Origin of the sequence: Streptomyces sp. 35G-GA-8, assembly GCF_023534745.1 — a bacterium.
Lineage (GTDB): Bacteria > Actinomycetota > Actinomycetes > Streptomycetales > Streptomycetaceae > Streptomyces.
Genome location: NZ_JAMHJQ010000020.1, coordinates 18,984 through 34,135, shown reverse-complemented (window position 1 = coordinate 34,135; position 15,152 = coordinate 18,984). Strand labels below are relative to the sequence as shown.

11 protein-coding genes are annotated in these 15,152 nt (G+C 71.1%); 9 read left to right on the top strand and 2 right to left on the bottom strand.

Going from position 1 to position 15,152, the window contains the following annotated elements:
* The first annotated feature begins 21 nt into the window (after positions 1–21).
* The 7 genes from M1203_RS33865 to M1203_RS33835 all read left to right on the top strand — a co-directional run bounded on the left by M1203_RS33865 (position 22) and on the right by M1203_RS33835 (position 8,347).
* On the top strand, positions 22–1,269 hold the full coding sequence (locus M1203_RS33865) for a PotD/PotF family extracellular solute-binding protein (RefSeq protein ID WP_249953690.1): 1,248 nt from the start codon (positions 22–24) through the stop codon (positions 1,267–1,269).
* Between the two features lie 75 nt (positions 1,270–1,344).
* Complete coding sequence (locus M1203_RS33860) at positions 1,345–2,529, top strand: ABC transporter ATP-binding protein (protein ID WP_249953689.1); 1,185 nt, start codon at positions 1,345–1,347, stop codon at positions 2,527–2,529.
* The gene (locus M1203_RS33855) at positions 2,526–3,458 is read left to right on the top strand and encodes an ABC transporter permease (protein WP_249953688.1); all 933 of its coding nucleotides are present in this window, start codon (positions 2,526–2,528) and stop codon (positions 3,456–3,458) included. Before M1203_RS33860 ends, M1203_RS33855 begins: the two co-directional genes overlap by 4 nt.
* The gene (locus tag M1203_RS33850) at positions 3,458–4,252 is read left to right on the top strand and encodes an ABC transporter permease (RefSeq protein ID WP_249953687.1); all 795 of its coding nucleotides are present in this window, start codon (positions 3,458–3,460) and stop codon (positions 4,250–4,252) included. The genes M1203_RS33855 and M1203_RS33850 overlap by 1 nt, the downstream gene beginning before the upstream one ends.
* Before the next feature lie 35 nt (positions 4,253–4,287).
* The gene (locus M1203_RS33845) at positions 4,288–5,766 is read left to right on the top strand and encodes an FAD-binding oxidoreductase (RefSeq protein ID WP_249953686.1); all 1,479 of its coding nucleotides are present in this window, start codon (positions 4,288–4,290) and stop codon (positions 5,764–5,766) included.
* Between the two features lie 142 nt (positions 5,767–5,908).
* Complete coding sequence (locus M1203_RS33840; RefSeq protein ID WP_249953685.1) at positions 5,909–6,397, top strand: hypothetical protein; 489 nt, start codon at positions 5,909–5,911, stop codon at positions 6,395–6,397.
* A gap of 126 nt (positions 6,398–6,523) precedes the next feature.
* Entirely contained in the window at positions 6,524–8,347 is a 1,824-nt protein-coding gene (locus M1203_RS33835; RefSeq protein ID WP_249953684.1) for a glycoside hydrolase family 18 protein, read from the top strand.
* Here the strand turns inward: M1203_RS33835 and M1203_RS33830 are convergent.
* Positions 8,301–9,179: a phosphatase PAP2 family protein gene (locus tag M1203_RS33830; protein ID WP_249953683.1), complete on the bottom strand. Its 879-nt coding sequence runs from the start codon at positions 9,177–9,179 to the stop codon at positions 8,301–8,303. The two genes, M1203_RS33835 and M1203_RS33830, sit on opposite strands and share 47 nt — an antisense overlap.
* A gap of 155 nt (positions 9,180–9,334) precedes the next feature.
* On the bottom strand, positions 9,335–10,669 hold the full coding sequence (gabT, locus tag M1203_RS33825; RefSeq protein ID WP_249953682.1) for a 4-aminobutyrate--2-oxoglutarate transaminase: 1,335 nt from the start codon (positions 10,667–10,669) through the stop codon (positions 9,335–9,337).
* Between the two features lie 294 nt (positions 10,670–10,963).
* On the opposite strand from gabT, the gene M1203_RS33820 reads away from it, so the two are divergent.
* Both M1203_RS33820 and M1203_RS33815 read left to right on the top strand, forming a co-directional pair.
* The gene (locus M1203_RS33820) at positions 10,964–13,192 is read left to right on the top strand and encodes an ATP-binding protein (RefSeq protein ID WP_249953681.1); all 2,229 of its coding nucleotides are present in this window, start codon (positions 10,964–10,966) and stop codon (positions 13,190–13,192) included.
* A 174-nt stretch (positions 13,193–13,366) separates the two neighbouring features.
* The gene (locus M1203_RS33815) at positions 13,367–14,995 is read left to right on the top strand and encodes a PucR family transcriptional regulator (RefSeq protein ID WP_249953680.1); all 1,629 of its coding nucleotides are present in this window, start codon (positions 13,367–13,369) and stop codon (positions 14,993–14,995) included.
* Positions 14,996–15,152: the final 157 nt, after the last annotated feature.

Sequence of the window (15,152 nt, the reverse complement as noted above, 5' to 3'; positions counted from 1 at the left end):
CCACCCGAAAGGGCACAGCGCATGGAGCAGTACGAGCCCGACCGTCTCTCCGGGGCCCAACTGGCCGCGATGCGGCGCAGCCTGACCAGCGGCAGGGGCGCCCTCACCCGCCGTTCCATGCTGCGCGCCACCGGTGCCGGCGCGCTCACGATCGGCGCTCTCGCCGGTCTGAGCGGCTGCGGGATCCCGCCCGCCAAGCGGGAGGGCGACGGGCCCGCGTCCACCGACCACTCGGCGGACGAGAAGCGGGTCGTCTTCTCCAACTGGACCGAGTACATGGACGTCAGCGAGGACGAGAAGGACTACCCGACGCTCCGGGAGTTCACCAGGCGCACCGGCGTCAGCGTCAAGTACACGGCGGACATCAACGACAACGTCGAGTTCTTCGGCAAGATCCAGCCGCAGCTGGCGGCCGGCCAGGACATCGGCCGCGATCTCATATGTGTCACCGACTGGCTCGCCGCCCGCATGATCAGGCTCGGTTACGCGCAGAAGCTCGACCCCTCGCGGCTGCCCCACGCGTTCGCGAACCTCTCCGACCAGTTCCGCTCACCCGACTGGGACCCGGGCCGCGCCCACAGCTACCCGTGGACCGGTATCCCCACCGTCATCGCGTACAACGCGAAGGCCACCGGCGGACGCAAGGTCGACTCCGTCTCCCAGCTGCTCGACGACCCCCAGCTGAAAGGGCGCGTCTCCTTCCTCTCCGAGATGCGCGACTCCATCGGAATGACCCTGCTCGATCTGGGCAAGGACCCGGGCAGCTTCACGGACGACGACTTCGACGCCGCCGTCGCCCGTATCCAGAAGGCCGTCGACAAGAAGCAGATCCGCCGCTTCACCGGCAACGACTACACCGCGGACCTCGACAAGGGCGATATCGCGGCCTGTGTCGCCTGGGCCGGTGACGTCGTCCAGCTCCAGACCGACAACCCGGACATCAAGTTCGCCATCCCACGCAGCGGCTACATCATCTCCAGCGACAATCTGCTGGTCCCGGCCAAGGCACGGCACAAGACCAACGCCGAGATGCTCATCGACCACTACTACCGGCCGGAGATCGCCGCCCAGCTCGCCGCGTACATCAACTACGTCTGCCCGGTCGACGGTGTACGCGCCGAACTCGCGAAGATCGACACGTCGATGGCCGACAACACCCTGATCCTCCCGGACGCGGCGATGGCCGCCGCCTCGCACGCCTTCCGTTCCCTCAGCGCCGAGGAAGAGACGGCGTACGAGCAGAAGTTCGCCAAGCTCATCGGCGCCTGACGCCGCTCCTCCTCCATCGCCGGGGACGGCCTGGTCTCAGCCCGTCCACCTCTCTCATCCCCGGGACCGTTACCCATGACAGAGACTGCATCCACCAGCCGGGGCGGCGGCGACGTCCGCCTGTCCGGGATCAGCAAGACGTACGGCTCCTTCCGCGCCGTCAAGCCGCTCGATCTCACCGTGCCGCGGGGCTCCTTCTTCGCTCTCCTCGGCGCGTCGGGGTGCGGCAAGACCACCACCCTGCGGATGATCGCGGGCCTGGAGGAGCCGACCACCGGCACGGTCTTCCTGGGGGACAAGGACGTCACCGGCCTGCCTCCCTACAAGCGGCCGGTCAACACCGTCTTCCAGAGCTACGCGCTCTTCCCGCACCTCGACATCTACGAGAACGTCGCCTTCGGGCTGCGCCGCCGCGGCATCAAGTCCGTACGCGGGCAGGTCGGCCAGATGCTCGATCTCGTCCAGCTCGGCGACTTCGCCAAGCGCAAGCCGCACCAGCTCTCCGGCGGCCAGCAGCAGCGGGTCGCCGTCGCCCGCGCGCTGATCAACCACCCGCAGGTGCTGCTGCTCGACGAACCGCTCGGCGCCCTCGACCTCAAGCTGCGCCGGCAGATGCAGCTGGAGCTGAAGCGCATCCAGACCGAGGTCGGCATCACCTTCATCCATGTCACCCACGACCAGGAGGAGGCCATGACGATGGCCGACACGGTCGCGGTGATGAACGGCGGTGTGGTCGAGCAGCTGGGCAGCCCCGCCGATCTCTACGAGAACCCGCGGACCACCTTCGTCGCCAACTTCCTCGGCACCTCCAACCTCATCGAGGCCGAGGTGGCCGAGATCCACGGCGACGACGTGGTGGTCACGGCGGGCGGCGCCAAACTGCGGCTGCCCGCGGGACGGTGCTCCGCCCCGACCACGAGCGGCGGCAAGCTGCTGGTCGGCATACGGCCCGAGAAGATCTCGCTGGCGCACGCGGACGACGCGGGCACCATCCCCGACGGCCACAACCGCATCACCGGACGGATCGCCTACTCCAGCTTCATCGGAGTCTCCACGCAGTATGTGATCGACAGCCCGGTCTGTCCCGAGTTCGAGGTGTACGCGCAGAACATCGAGCGGGACAGCCGGCTCTCCCCCGGCGCCGAGGTGGTCCTGCACTGGAACCCGGCGCACAGCTTCGGTCTTGACGCGGCCCAGTCCCTGCTTGCCGGGACAGTGGGCTCCGCGGGCATCGAGACGGTGGACGAGGAGGTCTCGTGACGATCACCGAGGCGCCGCCCGCCGCGCCCGCCACCCCGCCGGAACCCCCGGTGCGCAAGGCGTCCACGCGCAAGCGGCTCGTCCCGTACTGGCTGCTGCTGCCCGGCATCCTCTGGCTGCTGGTCTTCTTCGCGCTGCCGATGGTCTACCAGGCGTCGACCTCGGTACAGACCGGCTCCCTGGAGGAGGGCTTCCAGGTCACCTGGCACTTCCCGACCTACTGGGACGCGCTCCAGGAGTACTACCCGCAGTTCGTGCGCTCCCTGCTGTACGCGGGCACCGCCACGATCCTGTGTCTGCTGCTCGGCTATCCGCTCGCGTATCTCATCGCCTTCAAGGCCGGACGCTGGCGCAATCTGCTGCTGGTCCTGGTCATCGCGCCGTTCTTCACCAGCTTCCTGATCCGCACACTCGCCTGGAAGACGATCCTCGCGGACGGCGGCACGGTCGTCGGCATCCTGGACTCCCTCCATGTGCTCGACGTGACCAGCTGGCTCGGCTGGACCGAGGGCAACCGCGTACTCGCCACGCCCATGGCGGTGGTCTGCGGGCTCACCTACAACTTCCTGCCCTTCATGATCCTGCCCCTCTACACCTCGCTGGAGCGCATCGACGGGCGGCTGCACGAGGCAGCGGGCGATCTGTACGCCAGGCCGCTGACCACGTTCCGGAAGGTGACCTTCCCGCTCTCCATGCCGGGGGTCGTCTCCGGCACGCTGCTCACCTTCATCCCGGCGAGCGGTGATTACGTCAACGCCGAACTGCTCGGCTCCACCGACACCAAGATGGTGGGCAGCGTCATCCAGACGCAGTTCCTGCGGGTCCTGGACTATCCGACGGCCGCCGCGCTCTCGTTCATCCTCATGGCGATCGTCCTGCTGATGGTCACCTTCTACATCCGCCGAGCAGGGACGGAGGACCTGGTCTGATGCGCTGGCTCCGACGCAACATCGTCGTCATCGCGGGCGTGCTGACGCTCGGCTATCTGATCGTGCCCAATCTCGTCGTGATGGTCTTCTCCTTCAACAAGCCGAACGGGCGCTTCAACTACTCCTGGCAGCGCTTCTCGCTGGACGCCTGGAAGGACCCCTGCGGAGTCGCCGATCTGTGCGGCTCGCTGACGCTCTCCCTCCAGATCGCCGCCTGGGCGACGCTCGGCGCCACCGTCCTGGGCACGATGATCGCCTTCGCGTTGGTCCGCTACCGCTTCCGGGCGCGCGGCTCGATCAACTCACTGATCTTCCTGCCGATGGCGATGCCCGAGGTCGTGATGGCCGCCTCGCTGCTGACGCTCTTCCTCAACCTCGGCGCGCAGCTCGGCTTCTGGACCGTGCTGATCGCCCACATCATGTTCTGCCTCAGCTTTGTGGTGACCGCCGTCAAGGCGCGCGTCATGTCGATGGACCCGAGACTGGAGGAGGCGGCGCGGGACCTCTACGCGGGGCCCGTACAGACCTTCCTGCGGGTCACGCTGCCGATCGCCGCCCCCGGCATCGCGGCGGGCGCCCTGCTCGCCTTCGCGCTCTCCTTCGACGACTTCATCATCACCAACTTCAACGCCGGCTCGACCGTGACCTTCCCCATGTTCGTCTGGGGCTCCGCGCAGCGCGGCACGCCGGTACAGATCAATGTCATCGGGACGGCGATGTTCATCGTCGCCGTACTGCTGGTGGTCGGCGGTCAGCTGGTCAGCAACCGACGGAAGAAGACCGCCACCGCCTGAACGGGTCTCACCATCCCCTGAAGGAGTTGGAAGACATGGCCCCAAGCGCCATGCGTACCGCCACCGCGGCGCTCTCCGCCGCATCGCTCTCCGACGCGCGGCCGGTCCCGTACTGGCTGGACGACCCCGGCAGGCCGGGGGCCCTGCCGGCCCTCACGGGCGACGAACACTGCGATCTGCTGGTCATCGGCGGCGGCTACAGCGGGCTGTGGACCGCGCTGCTCGCCAAGGAACGCGACCCGGAGCGGGACGTCGTACTGATCGAGGGCCGCGAGGTGGGCTGGGCCGCCTCCGGCCGCAACGGCGGCTTCTGCGCCGCCTCCCTCACCCACGGCTTCGGCAATGGGCTCGCGCGCTGGCCGGGTGAGCTGCGGAAACTGGAGGAACTGGGCGAGCGTAATCTCGACGCCATCGAGGCGACCGTCGCCCGCTACGCGATCGACTGCTCGTTCGAACGCACCGGTGAGATCGATGTCGCCACCGAGCCGTACCAACTGGACGACCTCCATGAGCTGTACGAGGAGGCGACGCGGCTCGGCCGCACCGGTCTGGAACCGCTCGACCGGGACGCGCTGCGCGCCGAGGTCGACTCCCCGACGTTCCTGGGCGGGCTGTGGGACCGGCGCGGCGTCGCCATGCTGCATCCGGCCAAGCTCGCATGGGGCCTCAAGCGCGTCTGCGCGGAGCTGGGGGTACGCGTCTACGAGAACACCCGCGCGCTGGAGCTGGCGCGTGCCCGAGCCGGAGCCGGGTCCGGAGGCGGGCCGGGTGCCCGGTCGGGTGCCGGTTCCGGGATGGCCGTGCGTACGCCGTACGGCCGGGTCTTCGCGCGCAGGGTCGCGCTCGGCACCAATGTGTTCCCCTCGCTGGTCCGGCGGGTACGGCCGTACACCGTCCCGGTCTACGACTACGCGCTGATGACCGAGCCGCTGACCGAGGCGCAGCGCGCCGCGATCGGCTGGCGCAACCGTCAGGGGCTCGGCGACAGCGCCAACCAGTTCCACTACTTCCGGATCACCGACGACCACCGCATCCTGTGGGGCGGCTACGACGCGATCTATCCGTACGGCGGTCGGCTCGACGCGGCGCTCAACCACCGTCCGGAGACCTATCTCAAGCTCGCCGGCCACTTCTTCCGCTGCTTCCCGCAGCTGGAGGGGGTGCGCTTCAGCCACGCCTGGGGCGGTGCCATCGACACCTGTTCGCGTTTCTCGGCCTTCTTCGGCACGGCCTACGACGGCCGGGTCGCGTACGCCGCCGGGTACACCGGGCTCGGTGTCGGGGCGACCCGCTTCGGCGGGGAGGTGATGCTCGATCTCCTGGCGGGCGAACGGACCGAGCGCACGGCGCTGGAGATGGTCAGGAGCAAGCCGCTGCCGTTCCCGCCGGAACCCGCCGCGTGGGCGGGGATCGGTCTCACCAAATGGTCGCTGGCCCGCGCGGACGCCCGGGGCGGTCGGCGCAATCTGTGGCTGCGGACCATGGACCGGCTGGGCCTCGGTTTCGACAGCTGAGCCACCGCCGGACCGGCCGCCGAGGTCCTTGTGACCCAGATCACCGCAAGATCGCGGGCCGAACTCGCGTCATCGCCCGGCCCCCCTCGTGTCTCCCCCTTGTGGACAGATTGTCCAACAATACGGAGGGGAGGCCGGGCACATGACCGGCTCAGGGGCGAACAACGCGGTGGGGTGGCTGACTTCGGTGGCACCGGATCCAGAAGCCTGCCGATGGGAGTGGGAGCGCAACCCGCTGGGGGTGGCTCTGCTGCCCGCCGGCCGGCTCTGGGACGTGCTGATCCTCCCCGGCGCGCTCGGCTATCCGACCCTCGACGTGCTGACCAGGCTCGTCGACCGGCCGGGGCCCGTGCTCGCCGACTCCGGCGACTCCCGCATGGGGTTCTTCGTGCCGCCGGGCACGGTCGCGCGCTGGCTCGGTACGGGCGTACGCGGCGCCGGGTCCGGCACCTGGATCGTCGTGCCGTACCCGGGACGGGCGAGCGGCGGTCTGCGCTGGCTGGTGCCGCCGGACGGCTCGGGCACACTCACCGACGCGTCGCTGCTGGAGCTGGCGATGCACGAGGCGGCGGCGAACCTCGCGGCCGGGAACGGCGATGGGGGCGGGGGCGGCCGGAGCGGCGCCGTGTGACGACGGCGGGCGGGGGCGACCGGGGCGGTTCCGGGGTGGCGCTGTCACAGGTCTTGACCAACCAATTGGTCTGGACCATGCTGTGCGCGCTCCGCCACCTCATTTCCCCCATGCCCGGAGGCAGTTGTGGAACGCACCAGACGTCCTGCTCTGTACCCAAGACTGGTGGCCGCCCTCGCGGCCGCCGTGCTCACCGCGGGCGGACTCGTCGCCGCCGCCCAGACGGCACGGGCCGCCGACGCGGACATCGCCCGTAACGGCGGCTTCGAGTCCGGCCTGACCGGCTGGAGCTGTACGGCGGGCAGCGGCTCCGTCGTCACCACACCGGTGCACGGTGGCGGCGGCGCGCTCAAGGGGACCCCCGCGGGCAACGACAACGCCAAGTGCTCGCAGACCGTCACGGTCAAGCCCGACTCCGCGTACACGCTCAGCTCCTGGGTCCGCGGCGGCTATGTCTATCTCGGCGCCTCCGGCACCGGCACCACCGATGTCTCGACCTGGACGCAGTCCGCGGCCGACTGGCAGAAGCTGACCACGACCTTCCGCACCGGCCCGAGCACCACCTCGGTGACCATCTACACCCACGGCTGGTACGGCACGCCCGCCTATTACGCCGACGACCTCACCCTCGTCGGCCCCGGCGGCGCGCCCGAGCAGGCCCCGGCCGTCCCCACCGGCCTGAAGGCGGGCAGCGTCACCTCGACCTCCGTGGCGCTGTCCTGGGCGCCGGTCACGGGAGCCACCGGCTACACCGTCTACCGGGGCGGCGTGAAGGCCCTGGACGTCTCCGGCACCTCGGCGACCGTCACCGGGCTCAGCCCCGCCACGGCCTACAGCTTCCAGGTCGCCGCGACCAACGCCGTCGGCGCGTCCGCGCTCTCGCCCGCCGTCACCGCCACCACCGCCCCCTCGGGCGGCGGCGGAGGAGGCGGTGACCTGCCCGCCCACGCGCTGGTCGGCTATCTGCACTCCAGCTTCGCCAACGGCTCCGGCTACACACGCATGGCCGATGTGCCCGCCTCGTGGGACGTCATCAACCTCGCCTTCGGCGAACCCACCTCGGTCACCTCGGGCGACATCCGCTTCAGCCTCTGCCCGGTCGCCGAATGCCCGAACGTCGAATCCGTCGCCGAGTTCAAGGCGGCGATCAAGGCCAAGCAGGCCGCGGGCAAGAAGGTCCTGATCTCCATCGGCGGCGCGAACGGCCAGGTCCAGCTCTCCACCACCGCCGCCCGTGACGCCTTCGTCTCCTCGGTCTCCAAGATCATCGACGAGTACGGTCTGGACGGCCTGGACATCGACTTCGAGGGCCACTCGCTCTCGCTGAACACCGGCGACACCGACTTCCGCAACCCCACGACACCGGTCGTCGTCAATCTGATCTCCGCGATCAAGACCCTCAAGGCCAAGTACGGCGCGGACTTCGTCCTCACCATGGCGCCCGAGACCTTCTTCGTACAGCTCGGCTACCAGTTCTACGGATCCGGTCCCTGGGGCGGCCAGGACCCGCGCGCCGGATCGTATCTCCCGGTGATCCACGCCCTGCGCGACGATCTCACCCTGCTGCACGTCCAGGACTACAACTCCGGCCCGATCATGGGTCTGGACAACCAGTACCACTCGATGGGCGGCGCCGATTTCCATATCGCCATGACCGACATGCTGCTCACCGGCTTCCCCGTCGCCGGTGACACCACGAAGGTCTTCCCGGCGCTCCGCCCCGAGCAGGTGGCCATCGGCCTGCCGGCCTCGACCCAGGCGGGCAACGGCCATACGTCACCGGCCGAGGTGAACAAGGCGCTGAACTGCCTGACCAAGAAGACCGACTGCGGCTCGTACCAGACCCATGGCACCTGGCCCACCCTGCGGGGGCTGATGACCTGGTCGATCAACTGGGACCGCTTCAACCAGTGGGAGTTCTCGAAGAACTTCGACGCGTACTTCGGCTGAGATCGCGGCTGAGATCGCGCGATCCGGCCGCGCGGAGTGCCCGCTCCAGAGCCAGGAGCGGCATTCCGCAGAGCGCCAGGCTGCCGAGGACGTCCAGCGGCCAGTGGTAGCCACGCAGCAGAAGACCGATGCCCGTCGCCAGGGTGAGCAGGACGGCGGCGGGCATCGCCCACGTCCGCCCGCGGGGCGCGAGGAGCAGGGCGGCGGCGCCGTACGCCACCATCGCCGTCGCCGTATGCCCGGACGGGTAGTACCCGGTGGCATCGGTCAGCGGGCCCTGCCGGTCGATCCAGATCTTGAGCGGTACGACCAGGAGAGGGACGGCTGCCATCGCGAGCGCCGCCATCAGCGGTCGCGCGCGCTGCCCGCGCCAGAGCGCGTACCCGATCACCAGGGCCAGTACGGGCACGGCGACGAGCATGCTGCCCAGATCGGCGAGGAGTTCCGTCATTGGTCTGGGCCCCTGGCCCGCGAGCGCGTGACCAACCCGCTCGTCGGCCGAGCGCAGCGGCCCGCCGGCGGAAACCTGCCAGGTCACGAGCGCGAAGACGGCCGCGCACAGCGCGAAGGGAACCCAGAACCGCCACCCGGGGCGGGAGAAGAAGGAGAAAAAGGCCGGCCGCCCGGGAACAGGGGGGGTGGTTCCGGGGCGGCCGTACGGACCGGTGTGCCGCACGCCCCGGGGGGTTTGGGGCGGGCGGCCGTCCGATCGGTGAGGTGTTCCAGAGCCGAAGGCTCCAGTGGTGTGCGCGAAGGCACGACCAAAGCGGTGCTGGGGATGCCCCGCTCCGGTGTCGCCCGCAGTCCCCTGCGAGCGGGGTGTTTCTCTCATCTGCGGAAACGGTACGTCAGGCGCGCGGCCACCGACAGTACGAAACGCATCCCGCCATCGGCCTCGCACACCTTCTTCACAGGCCCTGACAGGTGTGACGGACCGGGGGCGGAGTGCCGTCCACGGTCCGCCGTTCCGGCAGCTCGGACGCCAGGTCAGACGGTGGCGAGAGCCTGCTCGATGATGTCCAGGCCCTCGTTCAGCAGGTCCTCGCCGATCACCAGCGGCGGCAGGAAGCGCAGCACATTGCCATAAGTGCCACAGGTCAGGACCAGTAGCCCTGCCGCGTGGCACGCCTTGGCGAGCGCGGCGGTCGCCTCCGGGGCCGGCTCCTTGGTCTCGCGGTTCTTCACCAGCTCGATCGCGATCATCGCGCCCCGGCCGCGGACATCGCCGATGAGGTCGTACTTCTCGCGCAGCGCGGAGAGCCGGCCCTTCATGACCGTCTCGATACGGCGGGCCTTCCCGGCCAGGTCCTGTTCCCGCATCGTCTCGATGGAGCCGAGCGCGGCGGCACAGGCCACCGGGTTGCCGCCGTACGTACCGCCGAGGCCGCCCGAGTGCGCGGCGTCCATGATCTCGGCGCGACCGGTGACGGCGGCGAGCGGCAGACCGCCCGCGATGCCCTTCGCGGTGGTGATCAGGTCGGGGACGACGCCCTCGTCCTCGCAGGCGAACCACTGGCCGGTACGGCAGAAACCGGACTGGATCTCGTCCGCCACGAACACGATCCCGTTGTCCTTGGCGAACTTCGCCAGCGCGGGCAGGAAGCCCTTGGCCGGCTCGATGAAGCCGCCCTCGCCGAGCACCGGCTCGATGACGATCGCCGCGACGTTGTCGGCGCCGATCTGCTTGCTGATCTGGTCGATGGCCTGGGCGGACGCCTCGGGGCCGCAGTTCTCGGGACCGGTCGGCCAGCGGTAGCCATAGGCGACCGGCACCCGGTAGATCTCCGGGGCGAACGGCCCGAAGCCGTTCTTGTACGGCATGTTCTTCGAGGTCAGCGCCATGGTGAGGTTCGTACGGCCGTGATAGCCGTGGTCGAACACGACCACCGCCTGGCGCTTGGTGTACGAACGGGCGATCTTCACGGCGTTCTCGACGGCCTCGGCGCCCGAGTTGAACAGCGCGGACTTCTTCGCGTGGTCACCCGGGGTCAGCTCGGCGAGCCGCTCACAGACCTCGACGTACCCCTCGTACGGCGTGACCATGAAACAGGTGTGGGTGAAGTCCGCGAGCTGGGCGGAGGCGCGGCGTACGACGGCCTCGGCGCTGGCACCGACCGAGGTCACGGCGATCCCGGAACCGAAGTCGATCAGCCGGTTGCCGTCCACGTCCTCAAGGATGCCGCCGTCGGCGCGGGCGGCGAACACGGGCAGCACGGACCCGACGCCCGCGGCGACCGCGGCGGTACGGCGGGCCTGCAACTCCCTCGACTTCGGGCCGGGGACGGCGGTGACGAGGCGGCGCTCCTGCGGAATGGCGGTCATGAGGGGCTCCTGGGGGTGTTTCCGGGGTCTTTCTTCGGCTTTCTTCGCAGGCTAGGGGTGGGGGAGGGGTGCGGGCATGCGCCGTTCGGTAGTAACCGGGGCGTGTCGTTGTCCGTGACGGACAGGTGGCCCACGCGCCGGGGCCGGGAGGTACGGCGGGGCGGGCGACACCCCCTGCGCGCGGAACGGTGAACTACCCGTGCGCGGGCACTAGATTGACGCTTGCACACGAGATCGACGCTTGCACAGGGCGGACCGCGCAGCGCGGGCCCGACTGGTAGGGGGCAGGGGTTCATGGACACCGACGGCACGCACGACTCGCAGGGCACGCGCGCCACCCCTGTGCCGCGGCCGGCGGGGCCGCCACCAACGCCACCAACGCCGCCCACACCCTCCACGGCGCCCGCGGCCCCCACGGCGCACTCCACGCCACCGCCGATGCCGACGGCCTCGCCGGTCTCGGCGGGTCCGCCGTCCGGTGCCTACAAAGCCGGCGCCTTCGAGACGGCTCCACCCCCCGCGCCGGAGCGCGCCCCGGACAGCGGCCCGACGCTGGGCGAGTGGCTACGGGTGCCCAGGGTCGCGGACGCGCCCGGGACCTGGACGTACGGACACCGGCCCCGCCCCCCGGAGGAGCCGGAGCGCACGCCCACGCGGCAGCTGGTCAGCGGCGCGCTGATCTCGCTCCTCGCGGGCCTGCTGCTCTGGTCGCTGCTGTGGAACGGCTATCTGGGCAGTTTCTGGCTCTGGCCGCTCTTCCTCCTTACCCCGGACCGCTGGTGGATCGGTACGCAGGAAGGCGCTGTCGCCCAGGCCATCTACAACGTGCTCGTCGTCGGCGGGCTTCTCTTCCTCTTCGGCCGGCTCGGCCGCTGGCCCGAGCTCGCCCGCCGTGTTCTGCGCCGGGTCCCCGGCGTCGCCCCGGAGGAGACCGCGCCCCCGCCTCCGGAGCCCGAGGACGATCTGGCCGAGTGGCCCCAGCTCCGCTCCTCCGGCCAGGGCGAGACCGCCGCGCGGCTCGCCGCCGAGGTGCGCAACGGGCGGATGAACGATGTCGACTACGCCCGGATCCGGCGCGCCTGGCAGTCCGTGAGGGCCGATCCCTCCCGGCTCACGGCGTTCGCCGAGGCCGTGCGCGGCCATGGCGCCGGGGCCTGCGTCCACCCGTCGGGCAAGCGCGACCTGCCCGTCCGCGCGGCCCGGCACGATCTGCTCGTACAACAGGTCAGGCTCGGCACGGTCCACGACGGGGAGCGCAACCCGTACCCCCGGCGCGGGACGGGGCTCGCGCTGGATCCTGGCCTGCTGGGGACCTCGCTGCTGGCCGTGGGGCCGCCGGGCGCCGGCAAGACACACGCGCTCGTCCGGCCGGTCGTCGAGTCGCTCTCCCTCCAGGCGCTCGCAGGACAGGCCGTCGTCATCGCCGTCTGCGCCGCCGGAACCCAGCTCGGCCCCGACAGCGCCTATGACGTCGTGGTCCGGCTCGGCGACCCGGCGTCGGTGTACGACCTCGATCTGTACGGGGGGACGAACGACCCGGACGAGGCCGCCGCCGTACTCGCCGAAGGTCTGGTCGGCGATCTCACGGACACCGACGGCAGGCGCGCCACCACCGCGCTCGCGCAGCTGCTCGGCCCGTTCCACGCGGCACACGGCCGGCTGCCCGCCGTCCCGGAGCTGCGCGAGCTGCTCGACGGCACGCCCGCCGCGCTGGCGGCGCTGCGCGAGGCGCTCGACGCCGGGGGCCACCACGCCATGCGGCGTGAACTCGACACCAGGGAACGGCAGTCCGGAGCCCCGGGGGACGCCGGGAGCGCGCTCGCCGACCGGATCGCACTGCTCGACCGCCCGGCGTTCGCGGGCTTCTTCGACACCAGCGGCAGAACCCGGCCGTTCTCGCTGCGCACCCTGCAGCATCCGCTCCGGGTCCGTATCGATCTGCCCGAGCGCGGACACGCCGAGGCCTCGCGGATGCTGGCCAGGCTCGTGCTCGCCCAGTTCACGGCGAACGCCGCCGTACGCGCCGACCGCTCGCTCTTCGCCTGCCTCGTCCTGGACGACGCGACCCGCACCCTCACCGGCGAGACGCTGCGCGGGGTGCAGCGGCTGCGGTCGGTCAACGCGGGCGCGCTGCTCACCCTGCGCACGCTCGACGATGTGCCGGAGGCACTGCACACCGCGCTCCTCGGAGCCGTCGGCTGCCGGATGGCCTTCTCCGGGATCACCACCTGGGACGGCAAGCGCTTCGCGGAGGCCTGGGGCACGGAGTGGGTGGAGACCCGGGACGTCACCCAGCGCACGGTCTTCGCCGACCAGCCGCTGACCCGGGCCATTCACGCGTTCCGGAAGCTGGTCACCGGCAAGGCCGTGACGACGGACGCGGTGACCGTACGGAAGGTCGAGCGCGAACGGTGGTCGGCCTCCGAGCTGGCGCACTCGGTCCCCGCCGGGCACGCGGTGCTGTCGCTGCGCACGGTGGGGGGCGACCACGCGCCGCCCCTGCTGGTGGATCTGCGGAGCTGACCCCCGGAGCTCGCGCCACCCGGCCACGGCACCGGGCCCCGGCCCCCGGCCGTCGGCTCGTACAAGCTGGCAGAATTGAGGGATGCCGTTCGTACGGAGCGGCGTAATCGTCCGAGGCGGCGTCATCCGGCCGCCGCCCTGCCCCTCGATCGCCGAAGGCCCTACGGTTCCACCATGCCGCCCACCCTCGCCTCGCTCGTCCAGCACTCGGCGCTCAATCTGACCGTGCGCGCGGGCGAGGACCGGCTGCAGACGCCTGTGCGCTGGGTCCACGCGAGCGAGCTGGCCGACCCCGTGCCGTACATGGAGGGCGGTGAGCTGCTTCTCATCACGGCGACAACGCTGGACGCCGACGATCCGGAGGCCATGCGGCGCTATGTGCGCCGGCTGGTCGGCGCCGGGGTCGTCGGGCTCGGCTTCGCCGTCGGCGTGAACTACGAGGACGTCCCCGAGGCGCTGGTCGAGGCGGCACGGGAGGCCGGGCTGCCGCTGCTGGGCGTTCCCCGGCGTACCCCTTTCCTCGCCATCAGCAAGGCCGTCTCGGCGGCGCTCGCCGCCGATCAGTACCGCGCGGTCACCGCCGGGTTCGAGGCCCAGCGGGAGCTGACCCGTGCCGCGCTCGCCGAGGGGCCCGCGGCGCTGCTGGCCCGGCTCGCCGCGTATGTGGACGGCTGGGCGGCGCTGTACGACGCGTCGGGCGCCGTGGTCGCCGCCGCGCCCGAGTGGGCCGCGCGCCGGGCCGCCCGGCTGACCGGCGAGGTGGAACGGCTGCGGGAGCGGCCCGCGCCCGCGAGCGCGGTGGTCGGAGCCTCGGGCGACGCGCTGGACGAGGCGTCCGGCGACGCCGAGGACCGGGTCGAGCTCCAGTCCCTCGGCACGGGCCGGCGGCTGCGCGGCGCGCTCGCCGTCGGCACAGGAGCCGCGCTGGGTACCGCGGAGCGGTACGCGGTCCACTCGGCGATCGCCCTGCTGACGCTGACGACGGAACGATCGCGCGCCCTTCAGGCCGCCGAACAGCGGCTCGGCTCGGCCGTGCTGCGGATGCTGCTCTCCGGCCAGCCCGACCACGCGCGGGCCGTGGCGGGGGATCTGTACGGGGGCCTGCTCGACGCCCCGTTCCGGCTGCTGGTCGCCGAATCGGCCGAATCGGCGAACTCGGCGAAGTCGGCGAAGCCCGCGCCGGACCCGGAGACCGACCATCCGCTCCAGCTGCTCGCGGAGGCGCTGGAGGCCGCGGCGGCACGGGCGGGCGAGGCGGTGCTCGCGGTCCCGGACGGCGAGGAACGGCTCATGGTGCTCGCGGTGGACGGCGGGGCGGTGGTCACGGCCTGCGAGGGATACGCGCGGCGCGAGGCCGAAGAGGCCGGGGTCGTCATCGGGCTCTCCGCGCCGACGGGCCCGATCGCGGCGGCGGGTGCGTACAAACAGGCGGAGCAGGCCCTCTCGGTGGCACGGCGGCGCGGCCGCGCGCTGGTCGAGCACGAGGAACTGGCGGCGGGATCGATCCTTCCGCTGCTCGCGGACGACGCGGTGCGCGCCTTCGCCGATGGCATGCTGCGCGCCCTGTACGAGCACGACGCGAAGGGCCGCGGCGATCTGGTGGCCTCGCTGCGGGCCTGGCTCTCCCGCCACGGCCAGTGGGACGCGGCGGCGGCGGACCTCGGGGTCCACCGCCATACGCTGCGCTACCGCATGCGCCGGGTGGAGGAGATCCTCGGCCGCTCGCTGGACGACCCGGACGTACGGATGGAGCTGTGGCTGGCCCTGAAGACGACGGCGTCACCCGTTCCCGCGACCGAGTAGCCGGGCAGCGCGGAGGTGCTGGGGCGGGGGTGGTCCGCCACTCGGCTGTCCGGTTACGACATTGCGTAGCACACCCTCCACCCCATCACTCCACCCCGGACAAACGACCACCCATGCCCGCACCCCTACCGTGGAACCAGACACCCCCATCTCTTCG

Excerpts from the sequence above, each read along its gene's own strand:
- M1203_RS33865 (WP_249953690.1), top strand. The coding sequence starts at position 22 with ATGGAGCAGTACGAGCCCGACCGTCTCTCCGGGGCCCAACTGGCCGCG.
- M1203_RS33860 (WP_249953689.1), top strand. The coding sequence starts at position 1,345 with ATGACAGAGACTGCATCCACCAGCCGGGGCGGCGGCGACGTCCGCCTG.
- M1203_RS33850 (WP_249953687.1), top strand. The coding sequence starts at position 3,458 with ATGCGCTGGCTCCGACGCAACATCGTCGTCATCGCGGGCGTGCTGACG.
- M1203_RS33845 (WP_249953686.1), top strand. The coding sequence starts at position 4,288 with ATGGCCCCAAGCGCCATGCGTACCGCCACCGCGGCGCTCTCCGCCGCA.
- M1203_RS33840 (WP_249953685.1), top strand. The coding sequence starts at position 5,909 with ATGACCGGCTCAGGGGCGAACAACGCGGTGGGGTGGCTGACTTCGGTG.
- M1203_RS33830 (WP_249953683.1), bottom strand. The coding sequence starts at position 9,179 with ATGAGAGAAACACCCCGCTCGCAGGGGACTGCGGGCGACACCGGAGCG.
- gabT (WP_249953682.1), bottom strand. The coding sequence starts at position 10,669 with ATGACCGCCATTCCGCAGGAGCGCCGCCTCGTCACCGCCGTCCCCGGC.
- M1203_RS33820 (WP_249953681.1), top strand. The coding sequence starts at position 10,964 with ATGGACACCGACGGCACGCACGACTCGCAGGGCACGCGCGCCACCCCT.
- M1203_RS33815 (WP_249953680.1), top strand. The coding sequence starts at position 13,367 with ATGCCGCCCACCCTCGCCTCGCTCGTCCAGCACTCGGCGCTCAATCTG.